Raw genomic sequence first — 26,757 nt, 5'->3', positions numbered from 1 at the left:
AGTGACGGATGTGACTCGGCCAGCACGGCGTTCCCCCGTCGAGGCCCAGTCGTGGCAAGGTTGTGGCGTGACCGATCTCTCCCAGAAGCCCTGGTTCGCCGACGCCGAGTGGCTGACCGTCCCCGACCTCGTCGAGATGCTCGGCGTCAGCGTCAGCCGTGTGCACCGCCTGGTCGAGGAGCACGTGCTGCTCGCCACGAAGGTCGGCGGCGTCACGAAGGTGCCCGCGGTCTTCGTCGTCGACGGCGAGCCGATGCACGAGCTGCGCGGCACCGCCACCGTCCTCGCCGACAACGGCTTCACCGACGACGAGGCGATCGACTGGATGCTCTCCGACGAGGAGTCGCTCGGCACGAGCCCGATCGCGGCGCTGCGCGCCGGCCGCAAGGCCGAGGTCCGCCGCGTCGCCCAGGGCCTGCTCTAGCGCGGCTCCGCCCCGGCCCGCGGGGCGCCCTCGCCCCGCGCCGGGCGCTCAGTAGTCGCGGCGGGTGACCGTCTCCGCGAGCCGGGCCAGCTGCGACCGGGCGGAGGGCGCGAGGTCGGCGCGGTCGAGGGCCTGCACGGCGCGCTCCACCTGGTCGGAGATCGATCGCTCCACGGCGTCGACCGCCCCGCTCTCGCGGAGGGTGGCCTGCAGCACGCCGATCTGGTCGTCGTCGAGGTCGGGGTCCCCGAGCAGCTCGTCGAGCAGCCGCACCGCCGACGACGGCAGCTCGCGACGTGCGGTCGCCACGAGGACGGTGCGCTTGCCCTCCCGCAGGTCGTCCCCTGCGGGCTTCCCGGTGACGGCGGGGTCGCCGAACACGCCGAGCATGTCGTCTCGCAGCTGGTACGCGATGCCGAGCGGCAGGCCGAAGGCGCGGAGGGCCGCCAGGGCCTCGTCGCTCCCGCCGGCCATGGCGGCGCCGATGGTGAGGGGCGCCTCCACGCTGTACTTCGCGGACTTGTAGACGATGACGCGCTGGGCGCGCGGCAGGAGCTCCGCGTCGGGCACGCTCCGCCAGGCGCCTTCCTCGAGGATGTCGAGGTACTGGCCCACCGTCACCTCCGTCCGCATGCGGTTGAACTCCCGCCGCGCCGACCGGGCCGCGTCGCGGGAGGCGAGGGAGTCGAGGGCGGCGCTGACCTGCTCGTCGCTCCAGGCGAGCAGCAGGTCGCCCATCAGCAGGGCGCCGGACGTGCCGAACGCCCCGGGCGACCCGAGCCACGCGCCGTCTCGGTGCAGGGCCTCGAAGCGACGGTGGGCCGCGGGCAGGCCACGCCGGGTGTCGGAGTTGTCCATGATGTCGTCGTGGACGAGCGCCGCGGCGTGGAAGAACTCCAGGCCGACGGAGGCGGCCATCACGGCGTCGAGGGAGCGCTCGTCGACGCTGCGCGCCAGCGGGTCGAAGCCCACGTCGAGGCCGGCGACCGACTGCCACCCCCAGTAGCAGAACAGCGCCCGGAAGCGCTTGCCGCCCCGCAGCAGATCGCTCGAGAAGAGGGCGAACGGGTCGAGGTCCGGAGCGATGCTCCGGAGCGCAGGACGCTGCTCCTCGAGGAACGCGTCGATGCGCTCTTGGACGACGTCCACTAACCGCGTACTCTCAGCCACGCGCCTAGCCTAGCCACAGGGCCCAGGCATACACTCGCACCTACCGATCGCGCCGATCCCGAGGCCGAGGGGCCCGTGTTCGAAGGGAACAACACCATGCCGCTTTCCGAGCAGGAGCAGCGCCTCCTCGAAGAGATGGAGCGGAGCCTCTACAGCAACGACTCCGACTTCGTGGCGACCGTCGGCGGCCGCGGCCGTCCCAACTACACGATGGTCGTCGTGGGCGTCCTCGCAGCTCTGGTCGGCATCGCCGTCATCGTCACCGGCGTCATCCTCCGCACGCCGCCCGTCGGGCCCCTCGTCGGGGTGCTCGGCTTCGTCATCCTCGTCGCCGGGGCGTTGTTCGCGATCGCGCCCCCGCGCCGCAGGGGCGCTCCCGTCTCCGCCCCCACGACGTCGGCCCGCCCGTCGGCGGCACGCCCCCCGCGCGGCGGCGGCAGCATGATGGACCGCTTCTCCGACCGCTGGGACCGCCGCCAGGACGGCGACCGCCGGTAACGACACGACGCCGCCGACGCGGCACCACGACCTCAGGGGTCGGCCTCCGGGCCGGCCCCTTCGTCGTGTCCGGGGGCACGTCGCCGTCCCGCCCCGCCCGGCTCCCGCGCCTCCACTCCGCTCCACCGGCTCCTCGCACGAGCGGGTCACCGGCCTCCCGAGCGCCGTCGTCCCGTCGCGACACCCTGGTGTCCACCGACGTCCTCCACTCCCGTGACCCCCGAACTGGAGCGGATCGGAGGGGGTCGATCGGTTCTCGACGCCCGTTTCTCATTGCTGAGTGGTGCGTTGTGGAGTAAAGTGGAGGCACGTGCCACCGGGTGCGGGGGCGAAGGGGGAGAGGGCATGTTCCTCGGCACCTATTCGCCCAAGCTCGACGAGAAGGGCCGCATCATCCTCCCCGCGAAGTTCCGTGACGAGCTGGCCTCCGGCCTCGTCATGACCCGTGGGCAGGAGCGCTGCGTCTACGTCTTCAGCCAGGCCGAGTTCGAGAGCATGCACGACCGCATCCGACAGGCACCGATCACGAGCAAGGAGGGCCGCGACTACATGCGCCTCTTCCTCTCCGGCGCCAGCGACGAGGTCCCCGACAAGCAGGGCCGCGTCACCGTCCCCGCGCAGCTGCGCGACTACGCCGGCCTCGGCCGTGAGCTCACCGTGATCGGCGCGGGCAACCGCGCCGAGATCTGGGCCACCGCCGCGTGGGACGCCTACTACGAGGCCCAGGAGGCCGCGTTCGCCAACACCACGGAGGAGGTGATCCCCGGCCTCTTCTAGTTCCTCGAGCCTGACTCCCAGCCGTCCGCCCTGGCGCACCTTCCCCGGTGCCAGGTCGTGAGGGATGGGGATCAGGCCCCGGGAGCCCGAGACCGTCGTCGCCATGGCAGAACAGATCCACACCCCCGTGCTCCTCGAGCGCACCCTGGAGCTCCTCGCTCCCGCCCTGTCGCGCCCCGGCGCCGTCGTCGTCGACGCGACCCTCGGCATGGGCGGGCACAGCGAGGCGATGCTGCAGAGGTTCCCCGAGCTGACCGTCGTCGGCCTCGACCGCGACACCGAGGCCCTGGCCATCGCGGGGGAGCGCCTCGCCGGCTTCGGCGAGCGGGCGCGCCTCGTCCACACCCGCTACGACGGGGTGGCGGAGGCCCTCGACGGGCTCGGCTACGACACCGTCGACGCCGTCCTGTTCGACCTGGGCGTCTCGTCCCTCCAGCTCGACCGGGTCGAACGCGGCTTCTCGTACTCGAAGGACGCCCCGCTCGACATGCGCATGGACCCGACCGCCCCGGTCACGGCCGAGCGGATCCTCGCGGAGTACCCGGAGTCCGAGCTGCGACGCATCTTCTACCAGTACGGAGAAGAGAAGCTGGCCCCGCGCTACGCCCGCCGCATCGTCGAGCAGCGCGTCGAGCGCCCGCTCGTCCGCAGCGGCGAGCTCGTCGACCTCCTCATCGCGGCGACGCCCATGGCGCTGCAGCGGGCCGGTCACCCGGCCAAGCGCGTCTTCCAGGCGCTCCGCATCGAGGTCAACGGCGAGCTGGCCTCGCTGGAGGCGGCGGTCCCCGCGGCCCTCGACCGCCTGGCCGAGGCCGGGCGCATCGTCGTCCTCGCGTACCAGTCCCTCGAGGACCGCTTCGTCAAGCGCGAGCTCGCGGCCCGCACGACGTCGACGGCCCCGCAGGGGCTCCCCGTCGAGCTGCCCGAGCACCGCCCCGAGTTCAAGCTCCTCGTCCGGGGCGCCGAGCTCGCCACCGACGCCGAGATCGACGAGAACCCCCGAGCACGACCCGTGCGGCTGCGCGCCGCCGAACGAATCCGGAGAGCAGCATGAGCACCGCGGCCGTCAGCCCGATCCCGCAGCCCGCCCGCGCCCCTCGCCGGGCTCCGGTCGAGATCGTCACCACCCGCGCCCAGCGTCGGGCCCGCCCGCGCATCGCCTACGCGCTCGTGGCCACGGCGGCGCTCTTCGTCCTCCTGCTCGGGCAGCTCGCCATCAGCATCGCCCTCAGCGACGGCGCCTACACGATCTCCGACCTGCAGGCCGAGAAGGCCGAGCTCACCCGCGACCAGCAGAAGTACTCCGAGCAGCTCGACGTGCTGTCGTCGCCGCAGAACGTGGCCAACAACGCCGAGCGCCTCGGCATGGTGCGCAACTCGAACCCGGTCTACCTCGACCCGGCGACGGGCGCGGTGCACGGCGTCCCTGCCCCCGCCGACGGCGCGGCGGACGGCACCGACAACCTGATCCCGAACACCCTGCTCGACGGCGTACCGCTCGTCACGCAGCCGCCGGCGGGTGCCTCCGCCGAGGCCGCCGACGGCGCCGTCGCAGGCTCGTCCACGGTCGACCCCGCCGCCGCCACGGGGGCCGCGGCGGCCCCCGCCGCCGACTCGGCCGCGCCGGGCGCGGCGGGCGCGCAGAACGCCGATGCCTCGGTAGCCTCGGCCCCGAACCAGCTGGCGGCTCCCGAGACCCGCTAGCGGCGCGCCCGCGAGGGCGTGCCGGACGACGACAGCGGTGGGTGCACGACGGCCCGTCCGCGGTGAGGAACCTCTCGTGAACCCTGCTCCCCGCACCGGCGGCCGTCGAGGCCGACCGCACAGCGAGCTCCGCAGCCGACGCCTGCGGGCGACCCTGGCGATGGCGGTGGTCATCGCGCTGGTCGGCGTCTTCGTGGTCAGGCTGGCCGACATCCAGATCGTGCAGGCGTCCGAGCTCAACGCCCAGTCGCTCAACAAGCGCGAGATCCGTCAGGTGACCTACGGCGACCGGGGCGACATCGTCTCCTCCGACGGCACCGTCCTCGCCGGCAGCGTCACCCGGTACAACATCACGGCGGCGCCGGCCTTCGCGGAGGACGTCACGGTCACCGAGACCGCGGCCGACGGCACGACGTCGAAGCAGCCCCTCACGGTCGAGCAGGTGCTGGCGCGCGTCGCCGACATCACCGGCGGCGACGAGGCCGCGATGGAGAAGAGCATCTCCGACGACCCCGAGGCGAACTTCGCCTACCTGGTGAAGGGCGTCGACGTCGACGCCTTCCGCGCGGTGCGCGACCTCAAGAACAGCGGCGTCTCGTGGCTCTACTACGAGCGCCAGTCGGCACGGTCGTACCCGAACGGCTCCGTCGCCGGCAACCTGACCGGCTTCATCGGGACGGACGGTCCGCAGGCGGGCCTCGAGCTCAGCGCCGACCAGTGCCTGGCGGGCACCGACGGGCTCCAGACCTACGAGCGCGGAGCCGACGGCGTGCAGCTGCCGGGCAGCACGGTGACGACCCAGGAGGCGGCGCCCGGCGGCACCCTGGCGCTCACGATCGACTCCGACCTCCAGTACATGGCGCAGCAGGCCGTCGCCGAGCAGGCGCAGGCGATCGGGGCCGAGTCGGCCACGGCGGTGGTCCAGGAGGTCAAGACCGGCAAGCTCCTCGCCGTGGCCGACTGGCCCGCGGTCGACCCCAACGACGTGAACCTCACGAAGGACGTCGCCGACCTCGGGTCCAAGGCGTTCACCTCCTCCTACGAGCCCGGCTCGACCTTCAAGGCGATGACGGCGTCCATGCTGCTCGACTCGGGCAAGGCCACGCCCACCAGCAGGGTGACCGTCCCCTACTCGCGGACCTTCCCCTGGGGCGGCGAGATCCACGACGCGACCTTCCACCCGACCGAGCAGCTGACCCTCACGGGCGTGCTCCGCGACTCCTCGAACGTCGGCATCTCGCTGCTCGGGCAGAACCTCTCGGCCGAGCAGCGCCGCGACTACATGGTGAAGTTCGGCCTGAACGAGCCGACGGCGGTGGGCTTCCTCGGCGAGCCGACCTCCGGCGTCCGCCCCGCCTCCGACTGGGACCAGCAGACGAGCATCAACACGATGTTCGGCCAGGGCGTCCAGACGACGGCCGTGCACGTGGCGGGCATCTTCCAGACCCTGGGCAACCACGGCCTGCGCCTCCCCACCTCCCTCGTGCAGAGCTGCACCGCGCCCGACGGCACGGTCACCATGGCGCCCGGCACCGAGGGCGTCCAGGCGGTCTCTCCCGCGGCGGCCGACTCGACCGTGAACATGATCGAGAAGGTCGTCAGCGACGGCGACCTCAAGGACGTCCTGACCATCCCGGGCTACCGCGTCGGCGCCAAGACCGGCACGGCCGAGGTCGCGAAGTCGGACGGCACGGGCTACGGCTCGGACCGCATCGTCTCCGTCGCGGGCCTCGCGCCCGCGGAGGACCCGCAGTACGTCGTCGTCGTGACGTTCACCAAGCCCAGTACCATCAAGACGTCGGCGGCTGCGGCTCCGACCTTCAACAAGATCATGTCCCAGGTCCTCGAGATGTACCGCGTCCCTCCGTCGACGGAGCCCGCACCGGTCATCCCCCAGACCTGGTGAGAGAAGAGGATTCTTTGAACGCCCGGATCCCCCCGGTCCTCCGACCGGAACATCCGTCCGCGAGGTCGCTCGGCCAGCTGGTCAGCGAGTTCGGACTCGAGCACGACGGCTCCCTCGACGGCGTCGAGGTGACCGGCGTGACGCTGAGCACCGGCGACCTGCACCCGGGCGACCTCTACGTGGGCGTGCCCGGCGAGCACCGCCACGGCGCCGAGTTCGCTGCGCAGGCCCGTGACGGCGGCGCGGTGGCCCTGATGACCGACCGCCGCGGCCTCGAGATCGCCCGCGACGTCGGGCTGCCGGTCGTGCTCGTGGACTCGCCGCGCGCCGCCCTCGGCGACGTGTCCGCCTGGATCTACCGCACCGGCGAGGGCACCGACTCGCCCCTGCTGTTCGCCGTCACCGGCACCAACGGCAAGACCAGCACCTCCTACCTCCTCGAGGGCGTGCTGCGTCAGCTCGGCCTCGTGACGGGGCTGAGCAGCACCGCCGAGCGCCACATCGGCGACCTCACCGTCGTCAGCCGGCTCACGACGCCCGAGGCGAGCGAGATGCACGCCCTGCTCGCCCGCATGCGCGAGAGCGAGGTCCGCGCCGTCGCCGTCGAGGTGAGCGCCCAGGCGCTCAGCCGCAACCGGGTCGACGGTCTCGTCTTCGACGTGGCCGCGTTTACGAACCTCAGCCACGACCACCTCGACGACTACGCCGACATGGAGGAGTACTTCCAGGCGAAGCTGCCGCTCTTCCAGCCCGACCGCTCGCGCCGCGCGGTCATCTCGCTCGACTCCCCGTGGGGCCAGCGCGTCGTCGACAGCGCCCGCGTGCCGCTGACGACGATCACGATCCTCCCCGAGGTCGAGGCCGACTGGCGCGTCGAGATCCTCGACGAGCAGGCCGCGTGGACGGAGTTCCGCCTCACCGGCCCCGAGTCCCGCGAGCTCGTGACCCGGGTGCCGCTGATCGGCTGGCACATGGTCGCGAACGCGGCCCTCGCCCTCGTCATGCTGGTCGAGGCCGGCTTCGAGCTGGGCGCCATCGAGCAGGCACTCGCGGCCGACGGCGGCATCGTGGCCTACCTGCCCGGCCGCACCGAGCGGGTCTCCGGCGACCGGGGCCCGAGCGTCTACGTCGACTTCGGGCACAGCCCCGACGCCTTCCTCACCACCCTGGCCGCGGTGCGCCGGTTCACCCCCGGCAAGGTGATCATGCTCTTCGGCGCCGACGGCGACCGCGACAAGACGAAGCGGGCCGAGATGGCCCGCGTGGCCGCGGCCGGCTCCGACGTCCTCGTCGTCACCGACCACCACCCCCGCTTCGAGGATCCGCAAGTGATCCGCACGACGCTCGTCGAGGCCGCCCGGGCCGCCTTCCCCGAGCACGAGATCCACGAGGTCAGCCCGCCCGAGGCCGCGATCCGCACCGCCGTCGGCCTGGCCGACGAGGGCGACTCGATCCTCTGGGCCGGGCCCGGTCACCAGGACTACCGCGACATCCGCGGCGAGCGCACGCCGTACTCGGCGCGCGACGAGGCGCGAGCGGCGCTCCGAGAGGCCGGGTGGGCCGAGTGATCGCCCTCACCGTCGCCGAGATCGTCGAGATCACGGGCGGCTCCCTCGCCCCCGGGCAGGAGTCGCGGGTCGAGCAGGTCGTGTCCGGCTCGGTCGAGACCGACTCCCGTCTGGTCCAGCCCGGCTCCGTCTTCGTCGCGCTGCGCGGCGAGGTCACCGACGGCCGTCTGTTCGTCGAGTCCGCCGTCGAGCGCGGCGCCGCCCTGGTCGTGGCCGAGGCAGCCGTCGACGTGGACGTGCCCGTCGTCGTGGTCGACGACGGCGTCACGGCCCTCTCCCGCCTGGCCGCCGCGGTCGTCGAGCGCGTCCGTCGCCGCGGCGCCCTGCGCGTCGTCGGCGTCACGGGCTCGAACGGCAAGACCAGCACGAAGAACATGCTCCGGGCCGTCCTCGGCGACGTCGCCGCGACGGTCGCTCCGCAGGGCTCGTTCAACAACCACGTCGGCGCCCCGATCTCGATGCTCCGCATCGACGACGACACCGAGTACCTCGTCGTCGAGATGGGCGCGTCCGGGCCGGGCGAGATCGCCCGTCTGGTCGAGATCGCACGCCCCGACACCGGCGTCGTGCTCAAGGTCGGCCTCGCCCACGCGGGCGGCTTCGGCGGCATCGAGGGCACCCGGGCCGCGAAGTCCGAGATGGTGACCGACCTCCCCGAGACCGGGACGGCGATCCTCAACGCCGACGACGACCGCGTCGCCGGCATGGCGGCGGTCACGGCCGCGCGCGTGGTCACCTTCGGGCTCGCGTCGTCGGCCGACTACCGCGCCTCCGACGTGGACGTCACGGCCGAGGGCACCTCCTTCACCTTCGCCCACGGCGACCTGACCCGCCGGGTCTCGCTGCGCCTCCTCGGCGAGCACCACGTGATGAACGCCCTCGCCGCCCTCGCGGTCGCGGGGGAGTGGGGCCTCGACCTCGACCGCGCCGCGACGGTGCTCGAGGGCGTCGCCCGCGCCGAGCGCTGGCGCATGGAGGTGCTCGACGGCGGCGACGGCGTCACCGTCGTCAACGACGCCTACAACGCGAGCCCCGACTCCGTGGCCGCAGCGCTCAAGACACTCGTCCAGATCGTGCCGGAGGGCGGCCGCTCGATCGCAGTCCTCGGCGAGATGGCCGAGCTCGGCGACGCCGCCCGCGAGGAGCACGACCGTGTCGGTCGCCTCGTCGTGCGGCTCAACGTCTCCCAGCTCGTGGTGGTCGGCCACGCCGCGCGCCACATCTCGACCGCGGCCGGGCTCGAGGGCTCGTGGGACGGCGAGTCCGTCCTGGTCGACGACGTCGACGCGGCCTACGAGCTGCTCCGAGAGCAGCTGCGACCCGGCGACGTCGTGCTCGTCAAGTCGTCGAAGTCGGCGGGCCTCCGCTTCCTCGGCGACCGCCTCGCGGGGGTGACCGAGTGATCGCGCTGCTCATCGCCGGCGGGTTCTCGCTGGTCTTCACGCTGCTCATGACGCCGCTGTTCATCCGGCTCTTCCACCGCCTCGGCTGGGGCCAGTTCATCCGCGACGACGGCCCGCAGTCGCACCACACCAAGCGCGGCACGGCGACCATGGGCGGCATCGTCCTCATCCTCGGCACCGTCATCGGCTACTTCCTGGGCCACCTGGTGGCGCGCGACGAGCTCACGCTCAGCGGGCTGCTGGTGCTCTTCATGATGGTGGGGCTCGGCACGGTCGGGTTCCTCGACGACTTCCTCAAGGTGCGCAACCAGCGGAGCCTGGGGCTCGGCGGCTGGGCGAAGATCGCCGGCCAGGTCGTGGTCGGGGCCGTCTTCGCCGTCCTCGCGCTGTCGTTCCCCAACGCGAACGGCCTGACCCCCGCCTCCACCGCGATCTCGGGCATCCGCGACATCTCGTGGCTCGACTTCATGGTGTTCGGCAGCGTGATCGGGGGAGGGCTCTTCCTCATCTGGGTCGTGCTCATCACCGTGAGCACCTCGAACGGCGTCAACGTGGCCGACGGCCTCGACGGCCTCGCGACGGGGTCGTCCATCCTCGCCATCGCGTCGTACATCTTCATCGGCTTCTGGCAGTTCAACCAGTCGTGCTTCAGCACGCGCCTCGACGAGACCACCCGCTCTGCCTGCTACACGGTGGCGAACCCGCTCGACCTCGCGGTCGTCGCGGCCGCGATCTGCGGCGGTCTCATCGGGTTCCTGTGGTGGAACACCTCGCCGGCGCAGATCTTCCTCGGCGACACCGGCTCGCTCGGCCTCGGCGGCGCGCTGGCCGCCCTCGCCATCCTCAGCCGCACCGAGCTGCTCCTCGTGCTGATCGGCGGCCTCTTCCTGGTCGTCACGGGATCGGTGATCCTGCAACGCGCCTACTTCAAGATCACCAAGGGCAAACGGATCTTCCTGATGAGCCCCTTGCACCACCACTTCGAGCTCAAGGGGTGGGCGGAGGTCACGGTGGTCGTGCGGTTCTGGATCATCGCGGGCCTGTTCGTCGCGGCCGGCGTCGGCGTGTTCTACCTCGAGTGGATCTCGCGCACCTCGTGAGCGACGCGACCCTCGACCCCGCCCTGGCCGCGCGCCTCGACGGCCTGAGCAGCTGGCACGCCGACTGGCGGGGCCTCCGCGTGCTCGTCCTCGGCCTCGGCGTGACCGGCTTCTCCGTGGCCGACACGCTCGCCGAGCTCGGCGCGCGCGTCGTCGTCCTGGCCCCGACCGTCGACGACGACCGGGCCGAGCTGCTGTCGCTCATCGGCGCCGAGCTGGTGCTCGACCCCGCGATGGAGGAGCCGCCGGCCGCCGTCGTCGAGCTCGCCCCGGAGCTCGTGGTCATCTCGCCCGGCTTCGCCCCGCACCACCCCCTGGCCCGCTGGGCGGCCTCCAGCGGCGCGGCCGTCTGGGGCGACGTCGAGCTCGCCTGGCGCCTGCGCGACAAGACGGAGCGCGTGGCCGACTGGCTGCTCGTCACCGGCACGAACGGCAAGACGACGACGACGCAGCTCGCCACCGCGATGGCGACCCAGGGCGGCCGCCGGGCCGCCGCCTGCGGCAACATCGGCGTGCCCGTGCTCGACGCCGTCCGCGACCCCGACGGCTTCGACGTGCTCGTCGTCGAGCTGTCGAGCCACCAGCTGCACCAGCTGCCGACCGCCGGCCCGGGCGCCCTCCGGCCCCGCGCCTCCGTCTGCCTCAACCTCGAGGACGACCACCTCGAGTGGCACGGCAGCGCCCGCGCCTACCGCGACGCCAAGGCCAAGGTCTACGAGAACACGGTCGTGGCCTGCGTCTACAACAAGGCCGACGACGCGACGCTCCGCATGGTCGAGGAGGCCGACGTCGAGGAGGGCTGCCGCGCGGTGGGCTTCGGCCTCTCCGCCCCGGGCCCGAGCGACTTCGGGGTCGTCGCGGGCGACGACGACGCCGGAGTGCTCGTCGACCGGGCGTTCCTCGACGACCGGCGTCATCGGGCCCTGGAGCTCGCGACCACGACCGAGCTCGACGCGGCCGGCCTCGGCGCCGACCACCTCGTCGCCGACGTCCTGGCCGCCGCCGCCCTCGTGCGGGCCGTCGACGTCGACCCCGCGGCCGTCCGCGAGGCCGTGCTCGGCTTCCGCGTCGACCACCACCGCACGGAGCTCGTCGCCGAGGCCGGGGGAGTCCGCTTCGTCGACGACTCCAAGGCCACCAACCCGCACGCGGCCCGGGCGTCGCTGACGTCCGCGGCCTCGGTCGTGTGGGTCGTCGGCGGCACCTTCAAGGGCGTCGACCCGGCCCCGCTCGTCGACGACGTCGCCGACCGCCTCCGCGCCGTCGTCGTGATCGGCGTCGAGCGCGAGGTCGTGCTCGAGGCTCTCCGGCGACACGCGCCGGACGTCCCCGTGTTCGAGGTCGACGAGGCCGACACTGAGCGGGTGATGCCGACGGCGGTCCGCCTCGCGGCGGAGGCCTCGCTCCCGGGCGACACGGTGCTGCTGGCACCGGCCGCGGCGTCCTTCGACCAGTTCACCGACTACACGGCACGCGGCCGAGCCTGGGCCGCCGCCGTCCACGAGCACCTGAGGGGTGACGCCGATGGCCGACCTGCCGTCCAGCCTCCCGCGCCGGCGACCGACTGACGCGTCGCGTCCCCGCGCGGCGGCGCCGCGCACCCGGACCGCCGCCCCGTCGGCCCCCGCAGCGGCCCCGCCTGCCGCCCGCCCCACGGGTGGGCGCGAGGGCCGGGGGCACGGCGAGGGCGAGCACGGCGCGCACCCGCACGACGTGCGGCAGGCCGCCGCCGTCGTCGCGGTGAAGAAGCTCTTCGCCGCCGAGACCGGCTCGTTCTTCCTCATCCTCGGCACGACCCTCTTCATGGTCGTGCTGGGCCTCGTCATGGTCCTCTCCTCGTCGAGCGTCGAGCAGTACATCTCGTCGAAGCACACCTCCTTCTTCGGCGCCTTCATCCGCCAGGGCATGTACGCCGCGATCGGCGTGCCGCTCATGCTGATCGCCTCCCGCGTGCCGATCTGGTTCTGGAAGCGCTGGGCCTGGCACATCCTGCTCGCGGCCGTCGTCCTGCAGCTCCTCGTCTTCACCCCCCTCGGCTACGAGGTCGGCGGCAACCGCAACTGGATCCAGCTCGGCACCTCCTTCAGCGCGCAGCCCTCCGAGGCGGTGAAGCTCGCCCTGGCCGTCTGGCTCGGCATGATCCTCAGCGTCAAGCGCGACCTCCTCGACGACTGGAAGCACCTGGCGATCCCGCTCGTGCCCGTCGTCGGGGTGTCGGTGGGCCTCGTCATCCTCGGCGGCGACCTCGGCACGACGATGGTCATGCTCCTCCTGGTCTTCGCGGCCGTGTGGTTCGCCGGGGTGCGCCTCCGCTTCCTCGCGGTGCCCGTGCTCTTCCTCCTCGCCGTGGTGCCGATCATCGCCTCGGGCTCCGACTCCCGCAACGAACGGATCGCCGCGTGGATGTCGGGCTGCACCGACTCGAGCGACTACCAGGCCGCGTGCTGGCAGTCGCTGCACGGCACCTGGGCCCTCGCCTCGGGCGGCCTGTTCGGCGTCGGCCTCGGCAACTCGAAGTCGAAGTGGTCGTGGCTGCCGGAGGCCGACAACGACTTCATCTTCGCGATCGTCGGCGAGGAGCTCGGTCTCATCGGGGCGATCGTCGTCCTCGCGCTCTTCGTCGTGCTGGCCGTGGGCTTCGTCAAGATCATCCGCCGCACGAACGACCCGTTCGTGCGGGTCGTGACCGGTGCCGTCACGGCGTGGATCATCGGCCAGGCCCTCATCAACATCGCCGTCGTCCTCGGGCTGCTGCCCGTGCTCGGCGTCCCCCTGCCGCTGATCTCCGCCGGGGGCTCGGCGCTCATCGTCACCCTCGCCGCCATCGGCGTCGTGCTGTCGTTCGCGCGTCGCCCGGAGGACCCGACCGTGCCCATGCCGCCCGTCGGGCAGCGGGTAGGGTCTCTCCGATGACCACGTACCTCCTCGCCGGCGGCGGCACCGCCGGGCACGTCAACCCGCTCCTGGCCGTGGCCGACCGTCTGCGGCGACGCGAGCCCACCGCGACGATCCTCGTCCTCGGCACCGCCGAGGGGCTCGAGGCCCGGCTCGTCCCGCAGCGGGGCTACAAACTGCTGACCGTGCCGAGGCTCCCCTTCCCCCGTCGCCCCTCCCGGGCGGCGCTCGGCTTCCCCGGGGCGCTGAAGGGGGCGATCGACGGCGTCCGTCGCCTGCTCCGCGAGCACGCGGTCGACGTCGTGGTCGGCTTCGGCGGCTACGCCTCGGCGCCCGCCTACGTCGCCGCTCGTCGGGAGCACGTCCCGCTCGTCGTCCACGAGGCGAACGCGAAGCCCGGCATGGCGAACGTGCTGGGCTCCTTCCTCACCCCCCACGTCGGCGTCGTCTTCCGGTCGACGAAGCTCCGCGGGGCACGTCGCGTCGGCATGCCGCTCCGCGACGAGATCGAGACCCTCGACCGCCGGGCACGACGTCAGGAGGCGCTGGCCGAGTTCGGCCTCGACCCCGCGCTGCCCACGGTGCTGGTCACCGGCGGCTCCACCGGGGCCCGTCGCCTGAACGAGACGGTCGCGCGGTCCGCCGCCAGCATCGTCGGCGCCGGCTGGCAGGTCCTCCACATCACCGGCGAGAAGTCCGACCTGCGGTCGACCGGGCTCGCCGGGCACCACCTCCTCCGCTACTGCGACCGCATGGACCTCGCCCTCTCGGCCGCGGACTTCGTGGTGTCCCGGTCGGGGTCGGCGACCGTCAGCGAGCTGACCGCGCTCGGCCTGCCCTCCGTCCTGGTGCCCTACCCGGTCGGCAACGGCGAGCAGCGCTTCAACGCCACCGACGTCGTCGAGGCCGGCGGTGCATTGCTGGTCGCCGACGCCGACTTCACTCCCGAGTGGGTCGACCGGGAGCTCGTGCGCCTGCTGCTCGACCGCGCCGCGATCGCCGACATGGCCGTCCGCGCGGCCACGGTCGGGGTGCTGGACGGGACGGACCGCACGGTCGACCTCGTCCTCGACGCCGTCGACCGCGCCTCCTCGTCGTCCCGTCCCGCCGCCCACGCGCGCGGCCGCTCGACGGCGACCCCGACCAGCCCCTCCGAGACGGACGCCGAGAACGCATGATTAAGCCAGACCTCCAGCAGCAGATCCCCTCCGACCTCGGGGCCGTCCACTTCGTCGGCATCGGCGGGTCGGGCATGAGCGGCATCGCCCGCGTCTTCCTCGCCGCGGGCCACCGCGTCACCGGCTCCGACATCCGTGAGTCGGCCGCGGTCTCGGCCCTGCGCGAGCTCGGTGCCGAGATCGCGATCGGCCACGACGCCGTCAACGTCGGCGACGCCGACACCCTCGTCGTCACCGGCGCCCTCTGGCAGGACAACCCGGAGTACCAGCGGGCCCTCGCCGACGGCGTCCCCGTGCTCCACCGGTCGCAGGCCCTCGCCTCCCTGATCGGCGGCCAGCGGCTCGTCTCGGTCGCGGGCGCGCACGGCAAGACGACCTCGACCGGGATGATCGTCACGGCGCTCCTCTCCGCCGGGCGCGACCCGAGCTTCGTCAACGGCGGCGTGATCCAGTCGCTCGGCGTCAGCGCCGCCGGCGGCTCGGACGAACTCGTCGTCGTCGAGGCCGACGAGTCCGACGGCTCGTTCCTGCTCTACGACACGGCGATCGCGCTGGTCACCAACGTCGACGCCGACCACCTTGACCACTACGGGTCGCACGAGGCGTTCGACCGGGCCTTCGTCGAGTTCGCGGGCGCCGCCTCCGAGCTCGTCGTCATCTCGAGCGACGACGCCGGCGCGCGGCGGGTCGCGGAGGCGCTCGACCACCCGCGCGTCGTGACCTTCGGGCTCGACGCGTCGGCCGACGTCCGGATCACCGACGTCGCGTCGAGCGGACCGGTGTCGTTCACGCTCCACCACGACGGCCGCACCCTGCCCGTCCAGCTGCGCGTGCCGGGCCACCACAACGCGGTCAACGCCGCCGGCGCCTTCGCGGTGCTCGTGGGCCTGGGGGTCGACGCCGAGGCGGCCGTGCGCGGCCTCGAGGCCTTCGGCGGCACCGAGCGGCGCTTCGAGCTGCACGGCACCGTGCGGGGCGTCAGCGTCTACGACGACTACGCCCACCACCCGACCGAGGTCGCGGCGGCGCTCCAGGCCGCCCGCTCGGTCGTGGGGGAGGGGCGACTGATCGCCGTGCACCAGCCCCACCTGTACAGCCGCACGCGGATGATGGCGGGCGAGTTCGCCGAGACCTACGAGCGCCTCGCCGACCACACGATCGTCCTCGACGTCTACGGCGCCCGCGAGGACCCGGAGCCCGGCGTCACCGGCGCGCTCGTCTCGGGGGCCTTCCGCGACCCCGAGCGGGTCGACTTCGTGCCGGACTGGCAGTCGGCCGCCGTCCGCACCGCGGAGGTCGCGCGGGAGGGCGACTTCGTCATCACCCTCGGCTGCGGCGACGTCTACCGCATCGTGCCCCAGCTGCTCGGCGCGCTCGACGCCGCCACGACGCCCGACCCGTCGACCGCGGAGGAGACCGGAGCGTGAAGCGCCCCGAGGGCTTCGAGCCGCCCCCGGAGCCCGCGTCCGAGCCGCCCGCGAGCGGCCCCGGTCGCCCGTCGATCGCCGACCGGCTGGCCCGGCGCCGTCGCGGGGCGGAGGTGCCCGCTGCGGCCCCCGGGTCGTCGGACGACGTCGACACGGGCCCCGTGCCCGTCGTCGCCGGACCGCCGCGTGGCTCCCGCTCGGCGAGCACCGGCACCCGCGCGGCCTCCGGTGCGGCACCGGCGCGCCCCGAGGCCCCTCGGCCCGAGGCCGCCAGGCCCGCCGACCCCCCGCGCATCGGCCCGGCCGACACGACGGCGGCCGCCGCGCGGGAGAGAGCCGTGGAGGCGCGCCGTGCGGCCCGGCGAGCGTCGCGTCAGCGTCGCCGCGTCGAGAAGTCCGAGGTGCGTCGGTTCACGCGCCGGTCGCGCCACCGCCGTGCCACCTGGACCGCGGTCGGGGCGGTGGTGGTCGTCCTCGTGGCGTCGGTGACCGTGGCGGTCTTCTCGCCGTTGCTCTCCCTGCAGGAGATCCGCGTCGAGGGCACGAGCCGCGTCGACGCGAGCGCCGTGACGGCCGCCGTGGACGATCAGCTCGGCACGCCGCTGGCCCTCGTCGACTTCGACCGCATCACCGGTGAGCTGGAGCAGTTCCCGCTCATCGCCAGCTACGTGACGGAGACCGCGCCGCCGCACACCCTCGTCATCCGCGTGACGGAGCGCCAGCCGATCGCCACGGTCGCGACGGCCGACGGCGTCGACCTGGTCGACCCCGCCGGGATCGTCGTGCAGCGGCTCGACGGTCGCCAGGACGGCGTGCCCCAGGTCGACGTCGGCGGGGCGCCGCTCGACGGCACGGCGTTCCGGTCGGCCGCCGAGGTCCTCCTCGCGCTGCCGCTGACGCTCCGGACGACCGTCGACACGGTGACGGCGTCGACGGCCGACGACGTCACGCTCGCCCTCACCTCGGGGGAGCAGGTCGTCTGGGGCAGCGCCGAGCACTCGGAGAAGAAGGCCCAGGTGCTCGCCGGCCTCGTCGCCGACCAGGCGAAGCGCGACCCGTCGGCCTCGGTCGAGTACGACGTCTCGGCGCCCGACAACGGCATCATCCGCACTCGCTGAGACCGGCCTTCGCGACACGCCCGTCTCGGAGTGGTCGGCGGTGAGGCGCGACCCATACCTTGTGACTGACCCACTCGAATACAATGTACAACCTTGACCTTCAATCACAGAGTTAAGGTTCCAGCGGAGGCCCGGACGTGACAACGAACCACAACTACCTAGCCGTGATCAAGGTCGTCGGTGTCGGCGGCGGTGGCGTCAACGCCGTCAACCGCATGATCGAGCTCGGGCTCCGCGGAGTCGAGTTCATCGCCATCAACACCGACGCCCAGGCGCTCCTGCTCAGCGACGCCGACGTCAAGCTCGACGTCGGACGCGAGCTGACCCGCGGCCTCGGCGCCGGCGCCGACCCCGAGGTCGGCCGCCGCGCGGCGGAGGACCACGCGGAGGAGATCGAGGAGGCCCTGGCCGGGGCCGACATGGTCTTCGTCACGGCCGGCGAGGGCGGCGGCACGGGCACCGGCGGCGCACCCGTCGTCGCCCGGATCGCCAAGTCGATCGGCGCGCTCACCATCGGCGTCGTCACGAAGCCCTTCGGCTTCGAGGGCAAGCGCCGTCAGGCGCAGGCCGAGGCCGGCGTCGCCGCGCTGAAGGACGAGGTCGACACCCTCATCGTCGTCCCGAACGACCGCCTCCTCGAGATCTCCGAGCGCGGCATCTCGATGGTGGAGGCCTTCGGCACCGCCGACCAGGTCCTCCTCGCCGGCGTCCAGGGCATCACCGACCTGATCACCACCCCCGGCCTGATCAACCTCGACTTCGCCGACGTCAAGTCGGTCATGCAGGGCGCGGGCTCGGCCCTCATGGGCATCGGCTCGTCGCGCGGTGCCGACCGCGCGATCAAGGCGGCCGAGCTGGCCGTCGCCTCGCCGCTGCTCGAGGCCAGCATCGACGGCGCGCACGGCGTGCTGCTCTCGATCCAGGGCGGCTCGAACCTCGGCATCTTCGAGATCAACGACGCGGCCCGCCTGGTCCAGGAGGCCGTGCACTCCGAGGCCAACATCATCTTCGGCGCCGTCATCGACGACACCCTCGGCGACGAGGTCCGCGTGACGGTCATCGCGGCGGGCTTCGACGGCGGTGAGCCGCAGGCCAAGTCGAAGGAGCGTCGCTCGAGCTTCGTCGAGTCCGAGGGCTCCTCGTCGGCCGCGGTGCCCGGCGTGTCCGCCATCGCCGACAGCGGCGCCGGCTCCGACTCGCACTCGTGGCGTCGACCGGAGGAGCCCGCGGCGACCCGCGCCTCCGACCCGGCCTTCGACGACGGCGACGACGACCTCGACGTCCCCGACTTCCTGAAGTAGTGACGCGCTCCCCCCTCGAGGGAGGCGACACGGGCGAACGACTCGCCCGCGTCGCCTCCGGCGTCTCCGACGCGGCTCGGGCGGCCGGGCGCGACCCGGCGTCGGTCACGACGATCGTCGTGACGAAGTTCCACCCCGCGTCGCTCGTGCGTGAGCTGCACGCCCTCGGCGTCCGTGACGTCGGAGAGAACCGACACCAGGAGGCGCAGGTCAAGTCCGCGGAGACGGCCGACCTCGAGGGCCTCCGCTGGCACTTCGTCGGCCAGCTGCAGTCGAAGAAGGCCCGGCAGGCTCGGCGCTACGCCGCGGCCGTCCACTCCCTCGACCGTGCCAGCGTCGTCGACGCGCTCGGGGCGGACGACGGCACGTCGGTCGACGGCTTCGTGCAGGTGAACCTGACGGACGACCCCGGCCGCGGCGGCGTGGCCGAGGCGGACGTCGACGCGCTCGTCGAGCGGGTCCTCAGCACCCCCGGCCTCCGCCTCCGCGGCGTGATGGCGGTCGCGCCCCTCGACGAGCCGGCGCGCCCGGCCTTCGAGCGCCTCCGGCTCGTCTCCGAGCGGGTCCGGTCCGTCGCCCCCGACGCCGACCAGATCTCGGCGGGCATGTCGCAGGACTTCGCCGACGCGATCGCCGAGGGCGCGACACACCTGCGCATCGGCACGGCAATCACGGGTTCTCGGCCCGACGCTGGTTAATGTCGGTCTAGACGATCCACGATCCGGAGGACACCCCCATGGCCAACCCCCTGCGCAAGACGATGGTCTACCTGGGCCTCGCCGACGAAGAGCTCGAGTACGACGAGCAGCCCGCCCAGCAGGCCGCTGCCCAGCCTGCCGCACGCTCGGCCGCGCCCGCCGCCGCGCCGTCGCCCGTCGCCCCCGTCGCCGTGCCGGCGGCCGCCTCCGCCCCGACCCCCACTCGCGCCCCCGTGACGCCGCTCCGCCGCGCCACGACCCCGACCACGAAGAACACGGTGCCCCACGACATGAACGAGATCCTCACCGTCCACCCCCGCGAGTACAAGGACGCCCAGGCGATCGCCGAGAGCTTCCGCGACGGCATCCCCGTGATCATCAACCTCTCCCAGATGACGGAGGCCGACGCTCGTCGCCTCGTCGACTTCGCCAGCGGCCTGTCGCAGGGGCTCTTCGGCAAGATCGAGCGCGTCACCAACAAGGTCTTCCTGCTGTCGCCCGCCCACATCGCCGTGAGCGGTGAGCAGGCTGAGGTAGAGTCCGACATCGAGGCGTCGTTCTTCTCGCAGTCCTGACCGGGCTCGGCCGAGCCGCCGTCCGCCCCCCTCCCGCGGCCCTCCGCCGCGCCGACTCGTGCGAGCTGATGACACCCCCATGATCGTCTCCCTGATCTCCTCGATCGTGTACTACGCGCTCCTGGTCTTCTTCCTGCTCATGTGGTCGAGGTTCGTCTTCGACCTCGCCCAGTCGTTCAGCCGGGGTTGGCGGCCCCGGGGCGCAGTGCTCGTGCTGGCCGAGGTGACCTACACGGTCACCGATCCGCCGATCAAGGCCGTCCGCAAGGTCCTCCCGCCGGTCCGGCTCGGCTCGGTGGCGCTCGACTTCGGCTGGAGCCTCATCATGCTCGCGGTCGTCGTCCTGATGGGCGTCTTCGCCCGCATCTGACACGGCGCCGCGTGCGACGCCCGTCGGCACCGCCCGAGAGGGTAGGCTCTCTGCGGGGCCTCGGTGCCCCTCCCCGTCCCGACGGGCGATCGTTCGCTACGGTGTAGTGCACGACCCAGACCACGATCACACGATCCAACAGATTCACGAGGTGACGGCAATGGCTTTGACGCCGGAAGACGTAGTCAACAAGCGGTTCCAGCCGACCAAGTTCCGCGAGGGCTACGACCAGGACGAGGTCGACGACTTCCTGGACGAGGTCGTCGCCGAGCTCCGGCGCCTGGGCGCGGAGAACGACGAGCTGCGCCAGCGCCTCGCCTCGGCGGAGTCCGCCGCCGGCGACGTTCAGCGCGACGCAGCCGTCGCGGCCCCGGTCGCCAGCGCCCCGGCCCCGGCGTCGGTGCCCGAGCCGGAGTCCGCTCCCGAGCCCGTCCTCGAGAAGGCCGAGCCCGTGGCAGCCCCGGAGCCCGTCGCTCCGGTCTCCGCCGCCCCGGCCGCCGTCACGCCCGTCCCGGCCTTCGCCGGCCCGTCGGCCGACGAGACCGAGAGCACCAACAGCCTGCTCCAGCTGGCACGTCGTCTCCACGAGGAGCACGTCCGCGAGGGCGCGGAGAAGCGCGACGCGCTCATCTCCGAGGGGCAGTCGACCGCTGCTCGTGTCGTGGCCGAGGCCGAGGTGCGCTCCGCCGAGCTCGTCGGCGACGCCGAGAACCGCTCGCGGGAGGTCGTCGCCGACGCCGAGACCCGCTCGCGCGAGGTCGTGGCCGAGGCCGAGAACAAGCGCCGCGAGGTGCTCGAGCAGCTGAACGGCGAGCGCACGGGCCTGGAGCGTCGCATCGACGACCTCCGCACCTTCGAGCGCGACTACCGCCAGAAGCTGAAGAGCTACATCGAGGGCCAGCTGCACGAGCTCGACGGCGAGGGAGCCTCCGAGCCCCAGCCCGCCAGCGCGCAGGGCTTCGGCTCCAACTAGGGTCTTGGCACCTCGAGATCCCGCTGCGAAGGTCAGCGTCCGCGTCATCGCGGCGCTGGCCTTCGTCGCTGTCGTGGCCTACGCCCTCGACCAGGGCACGAAGCACCTCGTCACGCGAGACCTGGTCGAGGGCAGGGCGGTCGACGTGCTCGGCTCGTTCTTCCAGCTCCTCTTCGTCAAGAACCCCGGTGCGGCGTTCTCCCTGGCCAGCGGCACGACGTGGGTGTTCTCCCTCGCCGCCTCGGCCGTCGTGGTCGCCATCGTCGTCTTCGCCAAGCGCATCCGGTCGGTGGCCTGGGCGATCATGCTCGGGATGCTGCTCGGCGGCACCCTCGGCAACCTCACCGACCGGCTCTTCCGGGAGCCGTCGTTCGGGCAGGGGCACGTCGTCGACTTCCTGTACTTCCCGAAGCTGCTGCCGGCGATCTTCAACGTCGCCGACATCTTCATCGTCTCCAGCATGGGCCTCCTCGTCCTCCTGACGCTGCTCGGCGTCGGCCTCGACGGCAGCCGGACGCCGCGTCGGGGCCAGACCGAGACCGACGACCGCATCGTCGAGGGCGAGGCCACCGCCTCCCCGGGCGACGCCGACGTCGCGGCCACCCCGACGACGGAGCCCCGATGAGCGAGCAGCGGTCCCTGCCCGTCCCCGACGGCCTCGCGGGTGAGCGCGTCGACGCCGCCCTCGCGAAGCTCCTCGGCTTCAGCCGGACCTTCGCCGCCGAGGTCGCCTCGAGCGGCGGTGTGGAGGTGGACGGCCGCACCGTCGGCAAGTCCGACCGCCTCGAGGCCGGCGCGTGGCTCGAGGTCTCGTGGGCCCCGAAGGAGGCGCCGTCCGTCGTCCCGGTCGACGTGCCCGGCCTCGGCATCGTGCACGACGACGACGAGATCGTCGTCGTCGACAAGCCGGTGGGCGTCGCGGCCCACCCCTCCGTCGGCTGGACGGGGCCGACCGTGCTCGGCGGGCTCGCCGCGGCGGGCTTCTCCGTGGCCACCTCGGGCGCGGCCGAGCGCGCCGGCATCGTCCACCGCCTCGACGTCGGCACGAGCGGGCTCATGGTCGTCGCGAAGACCGAGCGCGCCTACGCCGAGCTGAAGCAGGCGTTCCGGGAGCGCACCGTGGAGAAGATCTACAACGCGGTCGTCCAGGGGCACCCCGACCCCCTGACCGGCACCGTCGACGCGCCCATCGGCCGTCACCCGTCGTCGGACTGGAAGTTCGCGGTCGTGGTCGACGGCAAGCCGTCCGTGACCCACTACGAGACGGTCGAGGCCTTCCCCTCCGCCTCGCTCCTCGAGATCCACCTCGAGACCGGTCGCACGCACCAGATCCGCGTCCACATGGCCGCCCAGCGGCACCCCTGCGTCGGCGACGCCACCTACGGGGCCGACCCGACCCTCTCGGCCAAGCTCGGCCTCACCCGGCAGTGGCTGCACGCCGTCCAGCTCGGGTTCCGGCACCCCGGCACCGGTGAGCCCGTGGTCTACCGCTCGACCTACCCGGCCGACCTGCAGCACGCGCTCGATGTCCTCCGTGCCGGTTAGGCTGTTCCTCCAGTAGTCAGGAACACCAGGAGACGGGGAGCCGAGTGGCCTCGAACGAAGACTCATTCGTCCATCTGCACGTGCACAGCGAGTACTCGATGCTCGACGGGGCCGCGAGGGTCAAGCCGCTCATCACGGAGGCCGCGGCCCAGGGCATGCCGGCCGTCGCGGTCACCGACCACGGCAACGTCTTCGGCGCGTACGACTTCTGGAAGACCGCGACCGACGCGGGCGTGAAGCCGATCATCGGCACGGAGGCCTACATCACGCCCGGCACGCACCGCGGCGACAAGACGCGCGTGCGCTGGGGCGACGGCGGTCGTGACGACGTCTCCGGCGCCGGCGCGTACACGCACATGACGTTGCTCTCCGAGAACACGACCGGCATGCACAACCTCTTCCGGCTGTCGTCCCGGGCGTCGCTCGAGGGCTACTACTTCAAGCCGCGGATGGACCGCGAGCTGCTCTCCCAGTACTCCGAGGGCCTCATCGCGACCACGGGCTGCCCGAGCGGCGAGGTGCAGACCCGCCTCCGCCTCGGCCAGTACGACGAGGCGGTGAAGGCCGCGGCCGACTTCCGCGACATCTTCGGTCGCGAGAACTACTTCGCCGAGATCATGGACCACGGCCTCGGCATCGAACGGCAGATCATGGGCGACCTGCTGCGCCTCGCGAAAGACCTGGGCCTGCCCCTCGTCGCCACGAACGACCTCCACTACACGCACGAGCACGACGCGACCAGCCACGCCGCGCTGCTCTGCGTCCAGTCCGGCTCGACGCTGAACGACCCCAACCGCTTCAAGTTCGACGCCGACGAGTTCTACCTGAAGTCCGCGAAGCAGATGCGACACCTCTTCCGCGACCACCCGGAGGCCTGCGACAACACCCTGCTCATCGCCGAGCGGTGCGACGTCCAGTTCAACACCTCGGCGAACTACATGCCGCGGTACCCCGTCCCCGAGGGCGAGACGGAGGAGACCTGGTTCATCAAGGAGGTCGAGAAGGGCCTCGTGTACCGGTACCCCGCCGGGATCCCCGACGACGTGCGCAAGCAGGCCGAGTACGAGATCGGCGTCATCACGGGCATGGGCTTCCCCGGGTACTTCCTCGTGGTCGCCGACTTCATCAACTGGTCGAAGGAGAACGGCATCCGGGTCGGCCCCGGCCGCGGGTCGGGTGCCGGCTCGATGGCCGCCTACGCCATGCGCATCACCGACCTCGACCCGCTGCGTCACGGCCTCATCTTCGAGCGCTTCCTCAACCCGGACCGTGTCTCGATGCCCGACTTCGACGTCGACTTCGACGACCGTCGCCGGGGCGAGGTCATCCAGTACGTGACCGAGAAGTACGGCGACGAGCGCGTCGCGCAGATCGTCACCTACGGCACGATCAAGGCGAAGCAGGCCCTGAAAGACAGCAGTCGCGTGCTCGGCTTCCCCTTCGGCATGGGCGAGAAGCTCACGAAGGCGATGCCTCCCGCCGTCATGGGCAAAGACATCCCCCTCACGGGGATCTTCGACAAGCAGCACGACCGGTACAAGGAGGCGGGTGACATCCGCACCGTCGTGGAGACCGACCCCGAGGCCCGCACCGTCTTCGACACCGCGCTCGGGCTCGAGGGGCTGAAGCGACAGTGGGGCGTCCACGCGGCGGGCGTCATCATGTCGAGCGACCCGCTGATCGACATCATCCCGATCATGAAGCGCGAGCAGGACGGCCAGATCGTCACGCAGTTCGACTACCCGGCCTGCGAGTCGCTCGGGCTGATCAAGATGGACTTCCTGGGGCTCCGCAACCTCACGATCATCAACGACGCCCTCGACAACATCAGGACGAACCGGGGCTTCGACCTCGTCCTGGAAGACCTCGAGCTCGACGACCGCGCGGCCTACGACCTGCTCGGCCGCGGCGACACGCTCGGCGTCTTCCAGCTCGACGGCGGCCCCATGCGGGGCTTGCTCCGGCTGATGAAGCCCGACAACTTCGAGGACATCTCGGCGGTCATCGCCCTGTACCGCCCGGGGCCCATGGGTGCCAACTCGCACACCAACTACGCGCTGCGGAAGAACGGCGCCCAGGAGATCACGCCGATCCACCCCGAGCTCGAGGAGCCCCTGAAGGAGATCCTGTCGACGAGCTACGGCCTGATCATCTACCAGGAGCAGGTGATGGCGATCGCGCAGAAGGTCGCCGGCTTCTCGCTCGGCCAGGCGGACATCCTCCGCCGCGCGATGGGCAAGAAGAAGAAGTCGGAGCTCGACAAGCAGTACGCCGGGTTCGAGCAGGGCATGTTCGACAACGGCTTCTCGCCCGACGCCGTCAAGATGCTCTGGGACATCCTGCTTCCGTTCTCCGACTACGCCTTCAACAAGGCGCACTCGGCGGCGTACGGCGTGGTCTCCTACTGGACGGCCTACCTCAAGGCGCACTACCCCGCCGAGTACATGGCCGCCCTCCTCACCTCGACCGGCGACTCCCGCGACAAGCTCGGCCTGTACCTGAACGAGTGTCGACGCATGGGCATCAAGGTGCTGCCGCCCGACGTCAACGAGTCGATCGGCTTCTTCGCGGCCGTCGGCGACGACATCCGCTTCGGCATGGGAGCCGTCCGCAACGTCGGCTTCAACGTCGTCGACCACGTCATCGCCGCGCGGCAGAAGGAGGGCGCCTTCTCGTCCTTCCACGACTTCCTGCGCAAGGTCCCGCTGCCCGTCGCGAACAAGCGCACGGTCGAGTCGCTGGTGAAGGCGGGCGCCTTCGACAGCCTGGGGTCGACCCGTCGGGCCCTCGTCGAGATCCACGAGTCCGCGGTCGAGGCCGCCGTCAGCGAGAAGAGGGCCGAGGCGAACGGCCAGGTCGGCTTCGACTTCGACTCCCTGTGGGACGAGCCCCAGGACGTCCAGCACGTGCCCGAGCGACCGGAGTGGACGAAGCGCGACAAGCTCGCCTTCGAGCGCGACATGCTCGGCCTCTACGTGTCGGACCACCCCCTCGCCGGCCTCGAGCTGCCGCTCGCCAAGCACGCGAGCACGACCGTCACGGACGTGCTCGCGAGCGACCCGGCCACGATCGACGGCGAGACGGTCACCATCGCGGGCCTCATCACGAGCGTCCAGCACCGCGTCGCCCGCAACTCCGGCAACCCGTACGGCATCATCACCGTCGAGGACTTCGGCGGCGAGATCTCCGCCATGTTCCTCGGCAAGACCTACCAGGAGTTCGGCCCCTCCCTGGTCGGGGACTCGATCATCGTGCTCAAGGGGCGCGTCAGCGTGCGTGACGACGGCATGAACATGCACGCCGCGAGCATGTTCACGCCGGATCTCGGAGTCGGGGTGAACCAGGGTCCGCTCGTGCTGCAGATGCCGGAGCACCGGGCGACCACCGACACCGTGACCGAGCTGGCGGCCGTCCTCGGGCGGCACTCCGGCTCGACGGAGGTCCGCCTCCGCCTGGTGAAGGGCGACCTCGCCCGGATGTTCGAGATCCCGATGCCGGTCGACGTCACCGCCGACCTGTTCGGCGAGCTGAAGAGCCTCCTCGGCCCCGGCTGCCTCGTCTAGCCCTGCTGCTCGTCCAGGTGCAGCGGCCGGAGGTACCGGCGGTCGTGGTAGAGCAGGGCGTCGTCGTCCACCCCGACGTCGCCCTGCTCCACCTGCACCACGACGACCGCGTTGGCGGCCACGGGGAAGCGCTCGACGACACGCCCCGACATCCACGCCGTGACGCCGCGGAGCAGGGGGAGGCCGTGCGGGCCCTCCTCCCAGTGGTCCCCGACGAACCGCTCGGCGGCGGGGCCGGCCATCTTCGCCGCCAGGTCGCGGTTGCGCAGCCCGAGCAGGTGGACGATGACGTGGTCGGTCTCCGCGACCGCGGGCCAGGAGCTCGCGGTGCGCGCCATGTTGAAGGTCGCCAGGGGCGGCACGGCCGCGAGGGAGGCCAGGGACGTCGCGGTGAAGCCCACGGGCGATCCGCCCGCGTCACGGGCGGTGACGATGGCCACCCCGGCCGCGTGTCGGCGGAACGCCTGCTTGAAGGCGTCGAGGTCGTGCGAGACGGGGGGCTCGGGAACGGGCTGGTCGGTCATGGGGGAGCGCCTCCTGCGGGTCTGCCCGGGCCGGGCCACC

General features: G+C 72.2%; 24 protein-coding genes. 22 read left to right on the top strand and 2 right to left on the bottom strand.

Annotation, left to right across the window (positions count from 1 at the left end):
- The first annotated feature begins 67 nt into the window (after window positions 1–67).
- Window positions 68–424: an Rv2175c family DNA-binding protein gene (locus JOE43_RS11825; protein ID WP_354554857.1), complete on the top strand. Its 357-nt coding sequence runs from the start codon at window positions 68–70 to the stop codon at window positions 422–424.
- 48 nt (window positions 425–472) lie between these two features.
- Here the strand turns inward: JOE43_RS11825 and JOE43_RS11820 are convergent, their stop codons facing one another.
- Window positions 473–1,594 (bottom strand): polyprenyl synthetase family protein, encoded by a 1,122-nt coding sequence (locus JOE43_RS11820; RefSeq protein WP_209517942.1) that lies wholly within the window; start codon window positions 1,592–1,594, stop codon window positions 473–475.
- Window positions 1,595–1,690: 96 nt separating this feature from the next.
- Here JOE43_RS11820 and JOE43_RS11815 point away from each other — a divergent pair, with 96 nt between their 5' ends.
- The 21 genes from JOE43_RS11815 (at window position 1,691) to dnaE (ending at window position 26,193) form a co-directional block, all read left to right on the top strand.
- On the top strand, window positions 1,691–2,092 hold the full coding sequence (locus JOE43_RS11815) for a DUF3040 domain-containing protein (RefSeq protein WP_209517941.1): 402 nt from the start codon (window positions 1,691–1,693) through the stop codon (window positions 2,090–2,092).
- A 345-nt stretch (window positions 2,093–2,437) separates the two neighbouring features.
- Window positions 2,438–2,869 (top strand): division/cell wall cluster transcriptional repressor MraZ, encoded by a 432-nt coding sequence (gene mraZ / locus JOE43_RS11810; protein WP_209517940.1) that lies wholly within the window; start codon window positions 2,438–2,440, stop codon window positions 2,867–2,869.
- Between the two features lie 103 nt (window positions 2,870–2,972).
- Window positions 2,973–3,923, top strand: coding sequence for a 16S rRNA (cytosine(1402)-N(4))-methyltransferase RsmH (gene rsmH, locus JOE43_RS11805; protein WP_209517938.1), 951 nt, complete (start codon window positions 2,973–2,975; stop codon window positions 3,921–3,923).
- On the top strand, window positions 3,920–4,573 hold the full coding sequence (locus tag JOE43_RS11800) for a hypothetical protein (RefSeq protein ID WP_209517936.1): 654 nt from the start codon (window positions 3,920–3,922) through the stop codon (window positions 4,571–4,573). Before rsmH ends, JOE43_RS11800 begins: the two co-directional genes overlap by 4 nt.
- Before the next feature lie 76 nt (window positions 4,574–4,649).
- Window positions 4,650–6,479: a penicillin-binding protein 2 gene (locus JOE43_RS11795; RefSeq protein WP_307803350.1), complete on the top strand. Its 1,830-nt coding sequence runs from the start codon at window positions 4,650–4,652 to the stop codon at window positions 6,477–6,479.
- A 14-nt stretch (window positions 6,480–6,493) separates the two neighbouring features.
- Window positions 6,494–8,047: a Mur ligase family protein gene (locus tag JOE43_RS11790; protein WP_209517934.1), complete on the top strand. Its 1,554-nt coding sequence runs from the start codon at window positions 6,494–6,496 to the stop codon at window positions 8,045–8,047.
- On the top strand, window positions 8,044–9,450 hold the full coding sequence (gene murF / locus JOE43_RS11785; protein ID WP_209517932.1) for a UDP-N-acetylmuramoyl-tripeptide--D-alanyl-D-alanine ligase: 1,407 nt from the start codon (window positions 8,044–8,046) through the stop codon (window positions 9,448–9,450). The genes JOE43_RS11790 and murF overlap by 4 nt, the downstream gene beginning before the upstream one ends.
- Window positions 9,447–10,550: a phospho-N-acetylmuramoyl-pentapeptide-transferase gene (gene mraY / locus JOE43_RS11780; protein ID WP_056055088.1), complete on the top strand. Its 1,104-nt coding sequence runs from the start codon at window positions 9,447–9,449 to the stop codon at window positions 10,548–10,550. Before murF ends, mraY begins: the two co-directional genes overlap by 4 nt.
- Entirely contained in the window at window positions 10,547–12,118 is a 1,572-nt protein-coding gene (gene murD / locus JOE43_RS11775; protein WP_209517930.1) for a UDP-N-acetylmuramoyl-L-alanine--D-glutamate ligase, read from the top strand. Before mraY ends, murD begins: the two co-directional genes overlap by 4 nt.
- A gap of 145 nt (window positions 12,119–12,263) precedes the next feature.
- Window positions 12,264–13,463 carry a putative lipid II flippase FtsW gene (ftsW, locus tag JOE43_RS11770; RefSeq protein ID WP_307803349.1) on the top strand — a complete coding sequence of 400 codons (1,200 nt, stop codon included), beginning with the start codon at window positions 12,264–12,266 and terminating at the stop codon, window positions 13,461–13,463.
- Entirely contained in the window at window positions 13,460–14,623 is a 1,164-nt protein-coding gene (locus JOE43_RS11765) for a glycosyltransferase (RefSeq protein ID WP_209517927.1), read from the top strand. Before ftsW ends, JOE43_RS11765 begins: the two co-directional genes overlap by 4 nt.
- Entirely contained in the window at window positions 14,620–16,050 is a 1,431-nt protein-coding gene (murC, locus tag JOE43_RS11760) for a UDP-N-acetylmuramate--L-alanine ligase (protein WP_209517925.1), read from the top strand. Before JOE43_RS11765 ends, murC begins: the two co-directional genes overlap by 4 nt.
- Window positions 16,047–17,168, top strand: coding sequence for an FtsQ-type POTRA domain-containing protein (locus tag JOE43_RS16215; RefSeq protein WP_209517923.1), 1,122 nt, complete (start codon window positions 16,047–16,049; stop codon window positions 17,166–17,168). Before murC ends, JOE43_RS16215 begins: the two co-directional genes overlap by 4 nt.
- A 137-nt stretch (window positions 17,169–17,305) precedes the next feature.
- Window positions 17,306–18,469 (top strand): cell division protein FtsZ, encoded by a 1,164-nt coding sequence (ftsZ, locus tag JOE43_RS11750; protein ID WP_056055076.1) that lies wholly within the window; start codon window positions 17,306–17,308, stop codon window positions 18,467–18,469.
- Entirely contained in the window at window positions 18,469–19,167 is a 699-nt protein-coding gene (locus tag JOE43_RS11745; protein WP_209517922.1) for a YggS family pyridoxal phosphate-dependent enzyme, read from the top strand. Before ftsZ ends, JOE43_RS11745 begins: the two co-directional genes overlap by 1 nt.
- Before the next feature lie 38 nt (window positions 19,168–19,205).
- Window positions 19,206–19,742 (top strand): cell division protein SepF, encoded by a 537-nt coding sequence (locus JOE43_RS11740; protein ID WP_056055069.1) that lies wholly within the window; start codon window positions 19,206–19,208, stop codon window positions 19,740–19,742.
- A 79-nt stretch (window positions 19,743–19,821) separates the two neighbouring features.
- Window positions 19,822–20,112, top strand: a complete 291-nt coding sequence (locus tag JOE43_RS11735) for a YggT family protein (RefSeq protein WP_056055064.1) — start codon at window positions 19,822–19,824, stop codon at window positions 20,110–20,112.
- A 160-nt stretch (window positions 20,113–20,272) separates the two neighbouring features.
- Window positions 20,273–21,085 carry a DivIVA domain-containing protein gene (locus tag JOE43_RS11730; RefSeq protein ID WP_209517920.1) on the top strand — a complete coding sequence of 271 codons (813 nt, stop codon included), beginning with the start codon at window positions 20,273–20,275 and terminating at the stop codon, window positions 21,083–21,085.
- Between the two features lie 4 nt (window positions 21,086–21,089).
- The gene (gene lspA, locus JOE43_RS11725) at window positions 21,090–21,710 is read left to right on the top strand and encodes a signal peptidase II (RefSeq protein ID WP_245187145.1); all 621 of its coding nucleotides are present in this window, start codon (window positions 21,090–21,092) and stop codon (window positions 21,708–21,710) included.
- On the top strand, window positions 21,707–22,630 hold the full coding sequence (locus tag JOE43_RS11720) for an RluA family pseudouridine synthase (protein ID WP_209517918.1): 924 nt from the start codon (window positions 21,707–21,709) through the stop codon (window positions 22,628–22,630). Before lspA ends, JOE43_RS11720 begins: the two co-directional genes overlap by 4 nt.
- Before the next feature lie 98 nt (window positions 22,631–22,728).
- A complete protein-coding gene (gene dnaE / locus JOE43_RS11715; RefSeq protein WP_209519205.1) occupies window positions 22,729–26,193 on the top strand; it encodes a DNA polymerase III subunit alpha in 3,465 nt (1,154 codons plus the stop codon).
- Here dnaE and JOE43_RS11710 read toward each other — a convergent pair.
- Window positions 26,190–26,717, bottom strand: coding sequence for a flavin reductase family protein (locus JOE43_RS11710; RefSeq protein WP_209517916.1), 528 nt, complete (start codon window positions 26,715–26,717; stop codon window positions 26,190–26,192). The genes dnaE and JOE43_RS11710 overlap by 4 nt on opposite strands.
- Window positions 26,718–26,757 lie beyond the last annotated feature (40 nt).

It is taken from the genome of Frigoribacterium sp. PvP121 (assembly GCF_017833115.1).
In the GTDB taxonomy this organism is placed as follows: domain Bacteria; phylum Actinomycetota; class Actinomycetes; order Actinomycetales; family Microbacteriaceae; genus Frigoribacterium; species Frigoribacterium endophyticum.
The sequence above is the reverse complement of the archived record's forward strand: the minus strand, read 5'-3'. Positions and strand labels throughout refer to the sequence as shown.